The following is a 14,984-nucleotide window of genomic DNA, read 5'->3' as shown; positions in this document are numbered from 1 at the left end:
TAAGCGCTCATTTGGGAGGCTAATCCGATATGTCCCGCCGCGCTCTTCGGGGCTGGCATACGGGGTGAATGACGCGCAACCGGGCGAATCGGGCGGCGCCGTCTCGGCCGTCGACGGGCCCGAATCCCGTTGGCTCCACACGTATTTGAGGCCCCGAAGGATTCCGGGCCCTCGCGGTCCTCGCGATCTGACACCGACACAGATGGACGAGTTCAAGCGGCGGCAGCCGGGCGGCGGAGGCCTCGGTGGTGCGCGGGCGGGCGAGCTCGGCATGGAGCGGGCGAGCGGTCCGCGGCGGGTCCGGCTCAGTCCGTTCGGCAGTGCTCTTCCAGGTATCCGGCCGCCAGGGCGCTCGCGCGGGTGAACCAGTCCGTCAGGACGGCGATTTCGTCGGGGGAGTAGTCGGCGAAGAGCTCGTTCAGGCGGGCGTAGTACGGCTCGTACACCTCGCGGACGCGGGCCTCCGCGTCCGGCAGGGCGGCCACACGGACCCGGCGGCGGTCCGTCGGATCGGGGCGGCGGGTGACGTAACCCGCGCGTTCCAGACGGTTGAGGATCCCGGTGACCGCGCCCGTGGTGACGTGGGCTCGGGCTGCCAGGTCACCGGCCGTGAGCAGGTTCTCGCCGGCCTCGATGACATAGGCGAAGCAGGTCAGGTCGGTGACGTTCAGGCCGATCTGCTGGGCCATCTCCTGCTGGCCGATCAGGCTGGTCGCGATGAGGTGGTCCATTGCCGACAGCGCCTGGGCCGGGGTGGCGGTCGGGCGCGGCTTGGCTTGCATTCCGGATTCCCTGGTTTCCTTAGATCGTGAGAGGTTTATGAGATAAATTTCTTAGGAGATGAGGGATCTGGCGGGCGTGCTGTCTGGTCGCTGTCCGGATCCCGTTCGTCCTCGGGGAGGTGGGTACATGAGCGCACACCAGTATGACGAGGGGCACACGGTCGCGGGCTGGACCGGTTTCGCGGTCGCGAGCGCGGGCGCTGTGGTGCTGGGGCTGGGGGTGTGTACGGCATCGGTGATCGCGCTGGCCGGAGGGCTCGGCATCGTGGTCGTGAGCGTCCTGGTGACCTGGGCGCTGCACCTTGCGGGGTGGGGCAAGCCGCCGGGGCGGCGGCCCAGGGAGCAGTGGGGATGGCGGGTACGGGATCTGGCGGCGCGGGAGGGGCATCCCGGGTGCGTCGGCTGCCGGCTGGCCGGGCGCGGGCGGGGAGCAGGCCGTACGGCGGAGTCGTACGGCGCGGTGGTCGCGGCCGGCGGCGGGGAGCGGGAGCCTGCCGCCGTCGCTGAGTCAGGGCGCTGAACCGGCTGCACCAGGCCGCTGAGCTGGTCGAATGCCCTCGCCGCGGCCCATTGTCGGTGCCGCCCCCTACTCTCGAAGGCAATGGCACAGGCATGGAAGTGCTCGGGGCTGCGATGGGCGGCAGACGGTCCCGTGCTGGCATGGGACGGCGGGCGGCGCTCGGCGCTGACCTGGGGGAAACGGGTGGCCTTCGGGGTCGCGGACGGGGGTGTGCGGACATGTGTGGGAGCGCGGGGACATGCGTGTCCGGTGCGGGCGGTCGTGCCGGGGCGGAGTACGGGGGCGCGCTGCGAGGAGTGTGCGCGGCTGGACCGGGCGCACTCGGTGGCCGCCGACACGATCGCGGACGACCCGCGGCCGTACCACGTATATCTGGCGTGGTTCGGGCCCGGCATGGTCAAGGTCGGGATCACGGCCGAGGAGCGGGGCTCCGCGCGGCTGCTCGAGCAGGGTGCGGTGTGCTTCAGCTGGCTGGGGGTGGGGCCGCTGATGGCGGCGCGGCGCGCCGAGGAGTTGCTGCGTGCCGCGCTCCAGGTGCCGGACCGGATTCGATACGCCGAGAAGCGGGCCGTGCGGTCCGGGTTGCCGGTGGCGGAGGCGGAGCGGGCGGCAGAGGTCGAGGAGTTGCACGGGCGGGCGCTCGCACTCGACGGCTGGCCGGAGTCACTCGCCCCTGAACCCTGCCGACCGGTCGATCACGCCGAGGCGTTCGGGCTCGCCGACCTGCCGGCCGCCGTCGGCGAGGTGACCGAGCTTGTCGCGGGCGGGGTGGTGAGCGGGCGGTTGGTTGCGGCGGCCGGGCCGGATCTGCATCTGGCGGCCGGGCATGGCGTCATTGTGCTGGATACGCGGTTGATGCGGGGGTGGGAGTTGCTTCCCGTCGAGGGACCTGTAGGAGAGGGCGAACTCACCTTTCCGATACAGGAGTTCAAGCGTCGGGCCGACGCGCAGGACGGTTTGTTCTGAGTTGTCGGTCGAACCTGGACGGGCAGGCGTGCCACGAGCGGCAACCAACGTTTCAACAATCAAGATGAGCAGTGGATTGGCAAACCCGACCAAACGTCTGGGCAACTCCGGCTGTAGCAGGGTGTGAGTGTTGCGCGTTAGGAGGCAGAGGAGGAAATGACGGGCACAAAGCCCTCCTCCTCTGCCTGTCCCTATCTCACGCGGGGATAGGTGTCATGCACACTGGTTGCCGACGCCGTCGCAGTCGCCATCGTCCCCGCCGTGGTAGGCGATCTGACTGGACTGGACCGTTGTGGTCTTCGTGGCGGTGTGAAGGGCGGACGGAGCGGCCATCGCGGATCCGGCCGTGGCTGCGAGAGCGAAGCCAAGGGCGGCGCCGATCGCGAGTATTCGTGACATGGATATCTCCAGGCGTGTTTGGTGTGTTTTTTGCCCCCTCGTCCATCACTCTGCATACTCCTGCGGCAGGTTTCATCTCGGGCGCGGCCAATCGTGTGAGCCCCTGCGGGCTCGTCAGTTCGCCCCCGGCGCTATGGACACCCCGTCCCTCTGCGGTCGATCGTGGACGACATGAGCGATCAGCCCGTTGAGGCCGAGGACGTGCGGCGGTTCTGGCAGCGGCTCGGGCTGCCCGGGCTGGTCGACGTGCACACCCACTTCATGCCCGAGCGGGTGCTGCGCAAGGTCTGGGGCTACTTCGACTCACTGGGTCCGCTGACCGGCGGCGTCGAATGGCCCATCACCTACCGCAAGGAGGAAGCGGAACGGGTCGCGCTGATCAGGGAGTTCGGCGTGCGCCGCTTCACCGCCATGCTCTATCCGCACAAGCCGGGCATGGCGCAGTGGCTCAACGGCTGGGCCGCGGACTTCGCCGGCCGCACTCCGGACTGTCTGCACACCTCAACCCTCTTTCCGGAGACGGGCGTTGCGGCCTACGTCCAGGAAGCCCTCGATGCCGGGGCGCGGATCTTCAAGGCGCATGTGCAGGTGGGGGCGTACGACCCGGCGAGTGAACTCCTCGACCCCGCTTGGGGGTTGCTGGCCGAGGCGGGGGTTCCGGTGGTGATGCACTGCGGGTCGGGTCCCGCGCCCGGCAAGCACACCGGGCCGGAGCCCGTGGGGCGGGTGCTGGCCCGGCATCCCCGGCTGCGGCTGGTCGTCGCGCACATGGGGATGCCGGAGTACGAGGACTTCCTCGACCTTGCCGAGCGGTACCGCGAGGTGCGGCTGGACACGACGATGGCGTTCACGGACTTCGGCGAGCGGCTCGCGCCGTTCCCGCGGCGGGCGCTGCCCCGGCTAGGCGCCCTCGGCGAGCGGATTCTGCTGGGCAGCGACTTTCCCAACATTCCGTATCCGTATGTGCATCAGCTGCATGCGCTGGAGCGGCTGGGGCTGGGTGACGAGTGGCTGCGGGCCGTCTGCCACGACAACGGGGCGCGGTTGTTCGGGCTCTGAGCCCACAGGCAGGTGCCGCAGGTCAGGAGCTTCCCAGGGGTCGCCTGAGAGGCACCTGTGTGTTTCTCAGGGAAATCACAGGTTGTCGAAAGGGTGCTCTCAGAGGATCCCGACAGTGTGTCCACCATGACCACGACCTCGCCCCAGGGGCGCACCGAACTGCTGAGGCCGGACGGGAGCCCCGTCCGAGTGCTTGTGGTGGACGACGAGATGTCGATCACCGAGCTGCTGTCCATGGCCCTTCGTTACGAGGGATGGCAGATCCGGAGTGCGGGGGATGGCACGGGTGCCATCCAGACCGCGCGGGAGTTCCGGCCCGACGCCGTCGTTCTCGACATGATGCTGCCGGACATGGACGGGCTGACGGTGCTCGGGCGGCTGCGCCGTGAGCTGCCCGACGTGCCGGTCCTGTTCCTGACCGCGAAGGACGCGGTCGAGGACCGGATCGCCGGTCTCACCGCCGGCGGCGACGACTACGTCACCAAGCCGTTCAGCCTGGAAGAGGTCGTGGCACGGCTGCGCGGGCTGATCCGGCGCTCCGGTGCGGCCGACCGGCGTTCCGACTCCGTGCTCGTCGTGGGTGATCTGACGCTGGACGAGGACAGCCACGAGGTCAGCCGTGCCGGGGAGGGCATCCACCTCACCGCCACCGAGTTCGAGCTGCTGCGCTTCCTGATGCGCAACCCGCGGCGCGTGCTCAGCAAGGCGCAGATACTCGACCGGGTGTGGTCGTACGACTTCGGCGGGCAGGCCAATGTGGTCGAGCTCTACATCTCCTATCTGCGGCGGAAGATCGACGCCGGTCGTGAACCGATGATCCACACCCGGCGGGGGGCCGGTTATCTGATCAAGCCTGCCGCCTCATGAGCGGACGACGACGGCCGCGTACGCAGAAGCGACGAGCGGGACAGCCGCGCACCCTGCGGGCGCGGCTCGTCGTCGCGTCCGTGGTGCTGATCGCCGTGGTGTGCGCGGTGATCGGTACGGTGACGACGTTGGCGCTCAGGTCGCATCTGTACGGCCAGTTGGACGGGCAGCTGCGTGAGGCGACGGCGCGTGCGTCGGGTGTCTTCGCGCCTCCCGGACTGGGCAAGGACGGGCCCGGCCAGGGCAATCAGCGGGGCCTGAATCGCAAGACGACCGATCTCAGCGACTTCGTCAAGCACGGCCCCGGCCAGCCCACCGGCACGATCGCGGCCACGGTCGTCAACGGCTCCGTCACCGACGGCAAGGTCGGCAAGAAGTCTTCGTCCACCTTCGACATGAGCGCCAAGGACCTCGACGACGCCCAGAAGACCGCCCTCAACCAGGTCTCCCAGGACGGCAACGCGCACACCGTGGACATTCCGGGGCTGGGCACGTACCGGGTCGAGTACAGGAGCGGCTACTACGTCGGCTTTCCCACAGCGGAAACCGACGGCACCATCAACACCCTCATCCTCGTCGAGGTCAGCGTCACCGCCGCCGGCCTCGGCGCAGCCGTCATCGCCGGCTACGCCCTCGTGGGCGTGGCCACCCGCCCCCTGCGCCGCGTCGCCGCCACCGCCACCCGGGTCTCCGAACTCCCCCTCCACACCGGCGAGGTGAACCTCTCCGAGCGTGTCCCGGAGTCCGAGACCGACCCGCACACCGAGGTCGGGCAGGTCGGGGCCGCGCTCAACCGGATGCTGGACCATGTCCATGCCGCGCTGCACTCGCGGCAGCAGAGCGAGATGCGGGTACGGCAGTTCGTGGCCGATGCCAGTCATGAGCTGCGGACACCCCTGGCCTCCATTCGCGGGTACGCCGAGCTGACCAGACGCGGCAGAGAGCAGATCGGGCCCGACACCCGGCACGCCCTCGGCCGTATCGAGTCCGAGGCGGGCCGGATGACGCTGCTTGTCGAAGACCTTCTTCTCCTGGCCCGTCTGGACGCGGGCCGTCCGCTCCAGTTCGAGCAGACCGACCTCATCCCGCTGGTCGTCGACACGGTCAGCGACTCCCGCGCGGCCGGAATGGACCACAACTGGCGGCTCGATCTGCCCGACGAACCGGCGCTCGTGTCCGCGGACGCGGCACGCATCCAGCAGGTGCTGGTCAACCTGCTGGGCAACGCCCGTAAGCACACCGCCCCCGGCACGACCATCACCGCACGCATCCAGCGGCGCGGCCCGTGGATGTGCGTGGACGTCGAGGACAACGGTCAGGGGATTCCGGCGGAGCTGCTGCCGCACGTCTTCGAGCGGTTCGCGCGCGGCGACTCCTCGCGCTCCCGTGCCTCCGGTTCCACGGGCCTCGGCCTGGCGATCGTGCAGGCCGTCGCGACCGCCCACGGCGGCGCGGTGACCGTGGACAGTGTTCCCGGACGCACGGTGTTCACCGTGCATCTGCCGGCGCTTGCCCCGGTGCCGCCCCGCCCGGCCCTCGAAACGAATTGGCAATCGCACTCACAGGCAGACCACAGTGCCACCACATGGGTGCAACAGGGCACTTGACCAGAGTCGATTCCATGCGAACCGACTCTTCTCCCGGCACCCTGCCGGCGCGGGAGCACCTCCCGGCCGGCGACGCCGGTACGCCTGTCCTGGACGTAGTGATCCCCGTCTACAACGAGGAGAAGGACCTCCAGCCGTGTGTGCTGAGACTGCACGACCATCTCAAGCGCACGTTCCCGTACGCGTTCCGGATCACGATCGCGGACAACGCCTCGACGGACACCACCCCACAGGTGGCGGCGCGGCTGGAGGCGGAGATCCCCGAGGTCTCCACCTTCCGACTGGAGCAGAAGGGCCGCGGTCGCGCCCTGCGGACCGTGTGGTCCGCCTCCGAGGCGCCGATCCTCGCCTACATGGACGTGGACCTCTCCACCGACCTCAACGCGCTGCTGCCGCTGGTGGCGCCGCTGATCTCCGGCCACTCGGACCTGGCGATCGGCTCCCGGCTGGCCCGTACCTCCCGCGTGGTGCGCGGGCCCAAGCGGGAGTTCATCAGCCGGGCGTACAACCTGATCCTGCGCGGCTCGCTGCAGGCCCGCTTCTCCGACGCGCAGTGCGGCTTCAAGGCGATCCGGCGTGATGTCGCGCAGGTGCTGCTGCCGCTGGTCGAGGACACCGGCTGGTTCTTCGACACCGAGATGCTGGTCATCGCCGAGCGCGCGGGGCTGCGTATCCACGAAGTGCCTGTCGACTGGGTCGACGACCCGAACTCCACCGTCCACATCGTGAAGACGGCGACCGAGGACCTCAAGGGGGTGTGGCGGGTGGGCAAGGCCCTGGCCGGCGGGTCGCTGCCGCTGGACCGGATCACCCGGCCGTTCGGCGACGATCCGCGCGACCGCGAGATCCAGGACGTGCCGAAGGGACTGGCCCGCCAGCTCGTCGGCTTCTGTGTCGTCGGCGGACTGTCGACCCTCTTCTACCTCCTCCTCTACAGCGTCTTCCGGCAGTTCGGCGGCTCGCAGATCGCCAACGCCCTCGCCCTGCTGGTCTCGGCCGTCGCCAATACGGCGGCCAACCGGCGCCTCACCTTCGGAGTGCGCGGCAGCGGCGGCGCCGTCCGGCACCAGGCGCAGGGCCTGGTCGTCTTCGGTATCGGGCTCGCGCTGACCAGCGGTTCGCTCGCCGCCCTGAACGCGGCGACGTCCGACCCCGGACACTCCACCGAGCTGGCGGTCCTCGTCGCCGCCAACCTCGCGGCGACCGTGCTGCGCTTCCTGCTCTTCCGCGCCTGGGTGTTCTCCGACCGGCGGGACAGCGAGCCGTCCACCGTGGTGGCCTCGCACACACCGGAGCCCGGCCCGTCCTCGCCGACGTACACCACGGCCCCCCAGCACGCCCGGCACCAGCGGCCGTACCAGCCGCTCCCGCAGCGTCCGGTCGCGCCTCCGAACCCGTACCGGACCACCCAGTTCCGCGCCGGTGAGGTCGCGGACCAGCGCTGGGAGGACGCCACCATGCATCTGCAGCCGGTGCGCCCGGCCGACACCGATCCGAGGGACTGACGATGACCACCCACTACGACCAGACGGCCCAGCCGGGTCCCTCCGCGTGGGGCCCGCCACCGACGGCGACCACGGACGTACGGGAGCCCGTTGCCCCGCCGGCCACGCCGGCCCCCGGATCCGGCGAACCCGAGCAGCCGTTCGTCCGCAGACTCCGGCGCGGCCGCCCCGAGGACCCCCGCTGGGTACGCCCGGCCTTCTGGGGCCTTCTCCTGGCCACCGGCCTGCTCTACCTCTACAACCTGAGCGCCTCCGGCTACGCCAACTCCTTCTACTCGGCGGCCGTCCAGGCAGGCAGCAAGTCCTGGAAGGCGTTCTTCTTCGGCTCGCTGGACGCGGGCAACGCCATCACCGTCGACAAGCCCCCGGCCTCCCTGTGGCCGATGGAGCTGTCGGTGCGGATCTTCGGTCTCAACTCATGGGCGATCCTCGTCCCCGAGGTCCTCATGGGCCTTGCGACGGTCGCCGTCGTCCACGCGTCCGTGCGCCGCCGGTTCAGCCCCGCGGCCGGACTGATCGCGGGCGCGGTGCTCGCGCTCACTCCCGTCGCGGCGCTGATGTTCCGGTTCAACAACCCGGACGCCATGCTGGCGCTGCTGATGTCGGCCGCCTGCTACTTCGTGGTCCGCGCCCTGGAGGACGGCCGTACGAAGTGGCTGGTGTGGGCGGGTGTCGCGATCGGATTCGCGTTCCTCGGCAAGACCCTTCAGGCCTTCCTGATCCTTCCGGCGCTCGCGATCGTCTACGCGGTCTGCGCGCCGGTGTCGCTGAAGAAGCGGTTCGGGCAGCTGGCCGCGGCGACGGCCGCGCTGGTGGTCGCCGGCGGCTGGTGGGTCGCGATCGTCGAGCTGTGGCCCGCCTCCTCCCGCCCGTACATCGGCGGTTCGCAGGACAACAGCTTCCTGTCGCTGACCTTCGGCTACAACGGCTTCGGCCGCCTGAGCGGCAACGAGACCGGCAGTGTCGGCGGTGGTGGCGGTGGCGGCGGCACCGGCATGTGGGGCGCGACCGGCTGGAACCGGATGTTCAACTCCGAGGTCGGCAGCCAGATCTCCTGGCTGCTGCCGGCCGCGCTGATCCTCTTCGTCGCGGGGCTGGTGGCCACACGCAAGTACAGGCGGACGTCCGTGACCCGCGGTTCGTTCCTCGTCTGGGGCGGGTCGCTGCTCCTCACCATGGTCGTCTTCAGCTACATGGCGGGCATCTTCCACCAGTACTACACGGTGGCCCTCGCCCCCTACCTCGCCGCCGTGGTCGGCATGGGTTCCGCGCTCCTGTGGGAGAAGCGGCGCGAGACCTGGGCGTCCCTCACCCTCGCGGGCGCGGTCGTGGCGAGCGCCGCCTGGGGCTACGTCCTCCTCAACCGGACCTCGGACTATCTGCCCTGGCTGAAGTACCTGGTCCTGGTCGGCGGCCTGGTCGCCGCGCTCGGCCTGATCTTCGCGGGCCGGATCAGCCGGCAGCTCGCCCTCGGGGCGGCCGCCGTGGGCATCCTGGCCTCCCTGGCCGGCCCGACCGCGTACACGCTGTCCACCGTGAACAGCGCGCACACCGGTTCCATCGTCACGGCCGGTCCGGCGGGCGCGAGCATGATGGGCGGCCCCGGCGGCGGCATGCGGGGCGGCTTCGGCGGCGGCATGCCGGGCCGGCAGAACCAGCAGAACGGCAACGGGAACACCCAGGGCAACGGCAACACCCAGAACGGCAACGGCTTCCCGGGCGGCGGCATGCCGGGTCAGCAGAACGGCAACGGCAGCACCGGGAACCAGCAGGGCGGTGTGCCCGGCGGCCGGACGGGCGGCGGCACGGGAGGCGGCGGTGGCGTCGGCGGCCTGCTGAACGGCGCGAGCGTCGGCTCCGAGGCCAAGAAGCTGCTGGAGACCGACTCGTCCGAGTACACCTGGGTGGCGGCGGCCATCGGCGCGCAGAACGCGGCGAGTTACCAGCTCTCCACCGGCGACCCGGTGATGGCCATCGGCGGCTTCAACGGCACCGATCCGTCCCCGACGCTCGCGCAGTTCAAGCAGTACGTGGCCGACGGCAGGATCCACTACTTCATCTCGTCCGGCACGGGCGGCGGCGGCATGGGCGGCAGCAGCAGCGGTACGTCCTCGCAGATCACCTCCTGGGTCGAGAAGAACTTCAAGAAGGTGACGGTCGGTTCGTCGACCTTCTACGACCTGACGCGGAAGGCGAGCAGCCAGTAGTCGCAGCTGGGGGAGGAAGCGCCGTACACCGCACAGCGACCAGCTGTGCGGTGTACGGCATGTCTACGGCCCCTCAGAGCCGGCCCCGGGGCCGGTCAGTTGGTGGGGGCCGTCGCGGTGCTGCTCGGTGGGTTGTCGGCGGCGGCGTTGCTGCGCAGTGCTGAGCGGGCACACTCGGGGGTGGTGGTCGCCCAGGAGCTCGGGTGGCCCGGACAGCCCCGCGCCCCATGAGGGCGGCTGCCACATGGCATCGTGATCGGTAACTGTAAGGGGAAGGTGCGCCAATGGTGAGGGCAGCCGAGCGGGCGGCGCGGACCAGTGTGTGGCTGGAGGGGAGGGTCCGCCGGGGCGGTCGGGGCGGGCAGCCGTCGGGGCTCGACCGGGACCGGATCACCGAGGTGACCGTCCGGCTGCTCGACGCGGAGGGGCTGGCCAAGTTCTCCATGCGCCGGCTGGCGGCCGAGCTGAACGTCACCGCGATGTCCGTCTACTGGTACGTCGACACCAAGGACGACCTCCTCGAACTCGCCCTGGACGCGGCCTTCGGCGAGATCGTCCTGCCGGAGCCGGATGCCGACGAGGACTGGCGCGACCAGCTGCGCGCGCTGGCCAGGGAGTACCGCTCGCTGCTGGTCCGTCATCCCTGGCTGTCGCCGCTGGCCGGCACCTTCCTCAACATCGGCCCGAACAACCTGGCCTTCGCCCGCGTCGTGCAACGCGTCATCCGCCGCACCGGACTGCCCACGCACGGACTGTCGGCGGCCATCTCCTCCGTCTTCCAGTTCGTGTACGGCTTCGGCACGATCGAGGGCCACTTCAACGCCCGCAGCGCCGACTTCGGCATGACCGCGGACGAGTATTTCAAGCACGCCTTGAGCGCGGTGACGCAGGACCCGCAGGCCGCCGAGGTCGTCAAGGAGTCCGAGGACATCATGGCGGCCCGCGGCGGCGACACCGTGCACGAGATGTGGGAGCGGGACTTCGACTTCGCCCTTGACCTGCTGGTCGCGGGCATCGAGGCGATGGTGGCCCGGGGCTGACGCGTTACTCCCCGGAAGCCAGCCGTGCCGGAAAGCCGCCGGTGGCCACCGGGCCCCACCTCTCCGGTGTGACCCGGATGATCGACTTGCCCTGCTTGACCATGGCTTCCCGATACTCGTCCCAGTCCGGGTGCTCACCCGCGATGTTCCGGTAGTACTCCACCAGTGGTTCCACGGATTCCGGCGAGTCGATGACCTCGGCCGTGCCGTCCACCTGGACCCACGGCCCGTTCCAGTCGTCGCTCAGCACGACGAGGCTGACCCGCTCGTCCCGCTTGGCGTTGCGGGTCTTGGCCCGGTCGGGGTAGGTGGACACGACGATCCGCCCGGAGTCGTCGACCCCGCAGGTCAGCGGCGAGGCCTGCGGGCCGCCGTCGGCCCTGCGCGTCAGCAGGATCGCGCGGTGGCGGGGGCGTACGAAGTCCAGCAGTTCGTCGAGGGAGACACGGGTGTTGGTCGCGATGTTCGGTGCCATGGCGCCAGCCTAGGCGCCGGAGCGCTGCTCGGCCTGTCCCTGCCGGGCGTACGGCTGCCCACAGAACGATTCCGTGGTCTTTACGCCTGCGGCAGCGACTCCCCCTGCACCGCCTGGATGTCCAGCTCGACCTTCAGCGTCGTGCCGATCGCGGCGATCCCCGCCTGGATGACCTGGTTGTAGTTCATGGCGAAGTCCTCGCGGCGGAGTTCCGTCGTCGCCCGGAAGGCGGCCCGCGTCCCGCCCCACGGGTCCGCGCCCGTGCCGAGGTACGCCAGGTCCAGGTCCACCGGCCGTACGACCCCGTGCAGGGTCAGTTCCCCGTGCACGGTCCAGCGGTCCGCGCCCGCCGCCGTAAGACCGGTGGAACGGTACGTGATCTCCGGGTACTTCTCGACGTCCAGGAAGTCCGGCGAGCGCAGATGGTCGTCGCGCATACCGTTGCCCGTGTCGATCGAGGCGGCGCGGATCACCGCCTCCACCCGCGACTTCTCCACCTCGTCCGGGGCGATCTCGACCCGACCGGCGAACTCCGTGAACCGCCCGTGCACGCTGGAGATCCCCAGGTGCTGGGCGACCGCGCCCACCGAGGAGTGCGCCGGGTCGATGGTCCACGGCCCGGGCGGCGGCAGCTCGGTGCCGCCCTGCCGGGCCAGCGTCACCGCGCCCAGCTCGGCCCGTCCGCTCGCCGTGACCAGCGCGCTGGAGGCCACGGGCGCATACCCGACGGCCGTGACGATGACGGTGTACGCGCCCGGGGCGAGTGCGGTGGCATCCCGCACGGCCCCCTCCGCGTCCGCCTCCGCGCGCAGCACCTGGGTGCCGGTCATGTCGGTCACCGTGACGACCGCGTGCGACACGGCCCATCCGTCCCGCGTACGGATCTTCGCGGTCAGGCCCATCTTGACTCCCGTTTCTGCCTGCGGTGCAACTGCTCGTGAAGCTGGTCGTGAAGAGACCGGCCCGTGGCGCCGGGCGCGCACCTCCGCTCAGAGCGCACGCCGTCCGCCACGGGCCGGAGTACCGAACTACTCGCCCGGATGGGCCAGTTCGATGTCGTGGCCGTCGACTCCGCGGCCGTTCACCGTGAGAGCGGTCGCGACCGGCGGGTAGCCCGTCGCGATGACCGTGTAGTCGCCGCCGTTCAGATCGGTGAAGGCGTAGGCCCCGTCCGAGCCGGTGGTGGCCGTCCCGACCACGTTGCCCGCCGCGTCGACCAGGGTGACCCGGGCGTCGGCCAGCGGGCCGTGCGGGGCGCGGACCACGCCCTGGAGCTGGGCGCCCGAGTCGAGGTCGATCTCGATACGGGTGACTCCTGCGCCGCCCACCTCGACGGGCAGGGCGCGCGGCCGGTACCCGGCGGCGTTCACCGCGACGGTCACGGTCCCGGGCACCAGCTCGGTCAGGGAGAACTCGCCCTGCTCACCGGTGGCGGCGGTGGCCAGCAGCTCCCCGCGGACATCGGTCACGATGACCATCGCGTCCTTGACGGGCAGCGCGTTTTCGGCGGCCCGCACCACACCGCTCAGCCCGCTGGTGCCGCTGAGCAGGATGTCGTACGAGACCGGCTCACCGCCCACCACGACCGTGGAGGCCTGCGGCTGGAACCCGTCGGCGGCGGCGATCAGGACGTAACTGCCCACGCTCGGCGCCTCGACGGCGTAGGAACCGTCGGCCTGCGCGACCGACCGGCCCAGCTGCCGTCCCGCCAGCGAGATCAGCGTGACCGCGGCCTGCGGCACGGGCGCGCCCTCGTTGCCGCGGACGAAACCGCGCACCGGGATCCCGCCGGAACCGGCCGGCTCCTCGGGCCGGGCGACGGTCGCCACGGCGGACAGCTTCTGCGTGCCGCCGACGGCGGTCTCCGTGTCGGAGGACACGGCCCAGCTCGGGACCTTCTCGGCGACCGGAGCCGAAGCCCGGGCCGGGGCCTCGACGGCGGCCGGAGCGGCCCCCGACTCGGCGGGCGTCTCCTCCGCGGCAGCGGCCTGCGCCAGCGCGCCCTTGGTCTTCAGCGGGACCTCCTTGATGAACAGGGTGATCAGCAACGCGACGGCCGCGAGGGCGCCGGCGATCAGGAAGACATCGGCGATGCCGTGGCCGTAGGCGCTCTCCATGAGGGTGCGGATGGGGGCCGGCAGCTTGCCCAGGTCCGGGATGCTGTCCGTGGAGGAGCTGGAGCCGGCCAGCGCCGCACGGTACTGCGGGTCGAGGGCGGCGATGCCGTCCTTGACGTAGTGGGTGATCCGGTGGGCCATGACCGCGCCGAGCGCGGAGACGCCGACCGCGCCGCCGAGCGAGCGGAAGAAGGTGACCGTGGAGCTGGCCGAGCCGAGGTCGCTCGGGGCGACCTGGTTCTGGGTGCACAGCACGAGGTTCTGCATCATCATGCCGATGCCGAGACCCAGCAGCGCCATGAAGATCGACATCTTCCAGTACGCCGTGTCGTAGCGGATGGTGCCCAGCAGGCCGAGGCCCGCCGTCACCAGCACACCACCACTGACCAGCCACGCCTTCCAGCGCCCGGTGCGGGTGATGAACTGGCCCGAGACGGTGGAGGAGACGAACAGCCCGCCGATCATCGGGATCGTCATGACACCGGACATCGTCGGGGACTTGTCGCGGGCCAGCTGGAAGTACTGGCTGAAGAAGACCGTGCCGGTGAACATCGCGACACCGACGAACAGCGAGGCCAGCGACGCGAGGGTGATGGTGCGGTTGCGGAACAGGCGCAGCGGGATGATCGGCTCGCTCGCCTTCGACTCGACGAGCACGAAGACCAGACCGAGGACGATCGAACCGCCGACCATCGCGTACGTCTGCCACGAGATCCAGTCGTACTTGTCACCGGCGAAGGTGACCCAGACCAGCAGCAGGGAGACGGCGGCGGCGACGAAGAACGCGCCCGCCCAGTCGACCTTCACGTCCCGCTTCACGACCGGCAGGTGCAGCGTCTTCTGCAGCACGATCAGGGCGATGACGGCGAAGGGGACACCGACGTAGAAGCACCAGCGCCAGCCCAGCCACGAGGTGTCGGTGATGACACCGCCGAGCAGCGGGCCGCCGACGGTGGCGACGGCGAAGGTGGCGCCGAGGTAGCCGGAGTAACGGCCGCGCTCACGCGGGGAGATCATCGCGGCCATGACGATCTGGGCGAGGGCCGACAGACCGCCGACGCCGATGCCCTGGACGACGCGGCAGGCGATGAGCATGCCGGAGTTCTGCGAGAGTCCGGCGGCCGCGGAGCCCAGCACATAGATGACCAGGGCTATCTGGACGAGTGCCTTCTTGCTGTACAGGTCGGCCAGCTTGCCCCACAACGGGGTGGTCGCGGTCATCGCCAGCAGCGAGGCGGTGACGACCCAGGTGTAGGCGGACTGGCCGCCGCCGAGGTCGCTGATGATGTGCGGCAGGGCGTTGGTGACGATCGTGGACGACAGGATCGCCACGAACATGCCGAGCAGCAGACCGGAGATGGCCTCCATGATCTGCCGGTGGGTCATCGGGGCGTACTCGGCGGAGCCTCCCCCGTGCTTGGCATGAGCCCGCACACCGGC

At 70.4% G+C, this 14,984-nt stretch carries 13 protein-coding genes; 8 read left to right on the top strand and 5 right to left on the bottom strand.

Going from position 1 to position 14,984, the window contains the following annotated elements; translation table 11 throughout:
* Window positions 1-305 precede the first annotated feature (305 nt).
* The gene (locus ABT254_RS31855) at window positions 306-782 is read right to left on the bottom strand and encodes a MarR family winged helix-turn-helix transcriptional regulator (protein ID WP_351477588.1); all 477 of its coding nucleotides are present in this window, start codon (window positions 780-782) and stop codon (window positions 306-308) included.
* Window positions 783-909: 127 nt separating this feature from the next.
* On the opposite strand from ABT254_RS31855, the gene ABT254_RS31850 reads away from it, so the two are divergent.
* Window positions 910-1,302: an HGxxPAAW family protein gene (locus ABT254_RS31850; protein WP_351477585.1), complete on the top strand. Its 393-nt coding sequence runs from the start codon at window positions 910-912 to the stop codon at window positions 1,300-1,302.
* An 81-nt stretch (window positions 1,303-1,383) separates the two neighbouring features.
* Window positions 1,384-2,268 (top strand): DUF2797 domain-containing protein, encoded by an 885-nt coding sequence (locus ABT254_RS31845; RefSeq protein ID WP_351477582.1) that lies wholly within the window; start codon window positions 1,384-1,386, stop codon window positions 2,266-2,268.
* A gap of 213 nt (window positions 2,269-2,481) precedes the next feature.
* On the opposite strand, the gene ABT254_RS31840 is transcribed toward ABT254_RS31845, so the two are convergent.
* The gene (locus ABT254_RS31840) at window positions 2,482-2,667 is read right to left on the bottom strand and encodes a hypothetical protein (protein ID WP_351477580.1); all 186 of its coding nucleotides are present in this window, start codon (window positions 2,665-2,667) and stop codon (window positions 2,482-2,484) included.
* A 171-nt stretch (window positions 2,668-2,838) separates the two neighbouring features.
* Between ABT254_RS31840 and ABT254_RS31835 the strand changes: the two genes are divergently transcribed.
* From ABT254_RS31835 to ABT254_RS31810, 6 genes are all read left to right on the top strand, one after another.
* On the top strand, window positions 2,839-3,726 hold the full coding sequence (locus ABT254_RS31835; protein WP_351477577.1) for an amidohydrolase family protein: 888 nt from the start codon (window positions 2,839-2,841) through the stop codon (window positions 3,724-3,726).
* A gap of 126 nt (window positions 3,727-3,852) precedes the next feature.
* Window positions 3,853-4,593, top strand: coding sequence for a response regulator transcription factor (locus tag ABT254_RS31830; RefSeq protein WP_311736776.1), 741 nt, complete (start codon window positions 3,853-3,855; stop codon window positions 4,591-4,593).
* Window positions 4,590-6,200, top strand: a complete 1,611-nt coding sequence (locus ABT254_RS31825) for a sensor histidine kinase (RefSeq protein ID WP_351477573.1) — start codon at window positions 4,590-4,592, stop codon at window positions 6,198-6,200. Before ABT254_RS31830 ends, ABT254_RS31825 begins: the two co-directional genes overlap by 4 nt.
* A gap of 14 nt (window positions 6,201-6,214) precedes the next feature.
* On the top strand, window positions 6,215-7,705 hold the full coding sequence (locus tag ABT254_RS31820; RefSeq protein WP_351477570.1) for a bifunctional glycosyltransferase family 2/GtrA family protein: 1,491 nt from the start codon (window positions 6,215-6,217) through the stop codon (window positions 7,703-7,705).
* Between the two features lie 2 nt (window positions 7,706-7,707).
* Complete coding sequence (locus ABT254_RS31815; RefSeq protein WP_351477568.1) at window positions 7,708-9,912, top strand: glycosyltransferase family 39 protein; 2,205 nt, start codon at window positions 7,708-7,710, stop codon at window positions 9,910-9,912.
* A 284-nt stretch (window positions 9,913-10,196) separates the two neighbouring features.
* On the top strand, window positions 10,197-10,952 hold the full coding sequence (locus ABT254_RS31810; protein ID WP_351477565.1) for a TetR/AcrR family transcriptional regulator: 756 nt from the start codon (window positions 10,197-10,199) through the stop codon (window positions 10,950-10,952).
* 4 nt (window positions 10,953-10,956) lie between these two features.
* Here ABT254_RS31810 and ABT254_RS31805 read toward each other — a convergent pair whose 3' ends face one another.
* The 3 genes from ABT254_RS31805 to ABT254_RS31795 all read right to left on the bottom strand — a co-directional run bounded on the left by ABT254_RS31805 (window position 10,957) and on the right by ABT254_RS31795 (window position 14,930).
* Complete coding sequence (locus tag ABT254_RS31805; protein WP_351477562.1) at window positions 10,957-11,427, bottom strand: PPOX class F420-dependent oxidoreductase; 471 nt, start codon at window positions 11,425-11,427, stop codon at window positions 10,957-10,959.
* Window positions 11,428-11,507: 80 nt separating this feature from the next.
* Window positions 11,508-12,329, bottom strand: coding sequence for a YceI family protein (locus ABT254_RS31800; protein WP_351477559.1), 822 nt, complete (start codon window positions 12,327-12,329; stop codon window positions 11,508-11,510).
* A gap of 126 nt (window positions 12,330-12,455) precedes the next feature.
* Window positions 12,456-14,930 (bottom strand): MFS transporter, encoded by a 2,475-nt coding sequence (locus ABT254_RS31795; protein ID WP_502972080.1) that lies wholly within the window; start codon window positions 14,928-14,930, stop codon window positions 12,456-12,458.
* Window positions 14,931-14,984: the final 54 nt, after the last annotated feature.

The sequence above is a fragment of the Streptomyces sp. NPDC001137 genome, from assembly GCF_040298885.1.
Classification (GTDB): domain Bacteria; phylum Actinomycetota; class Actinomycetes; order Streptomycetales; family Streptomycetaceae; genus Streptomyces.
The sequence above is the reverse complement of the archived record's forward strand: the minus strand, read 5'-3'. Positions and strand labels throughout refer to the sequence as shown.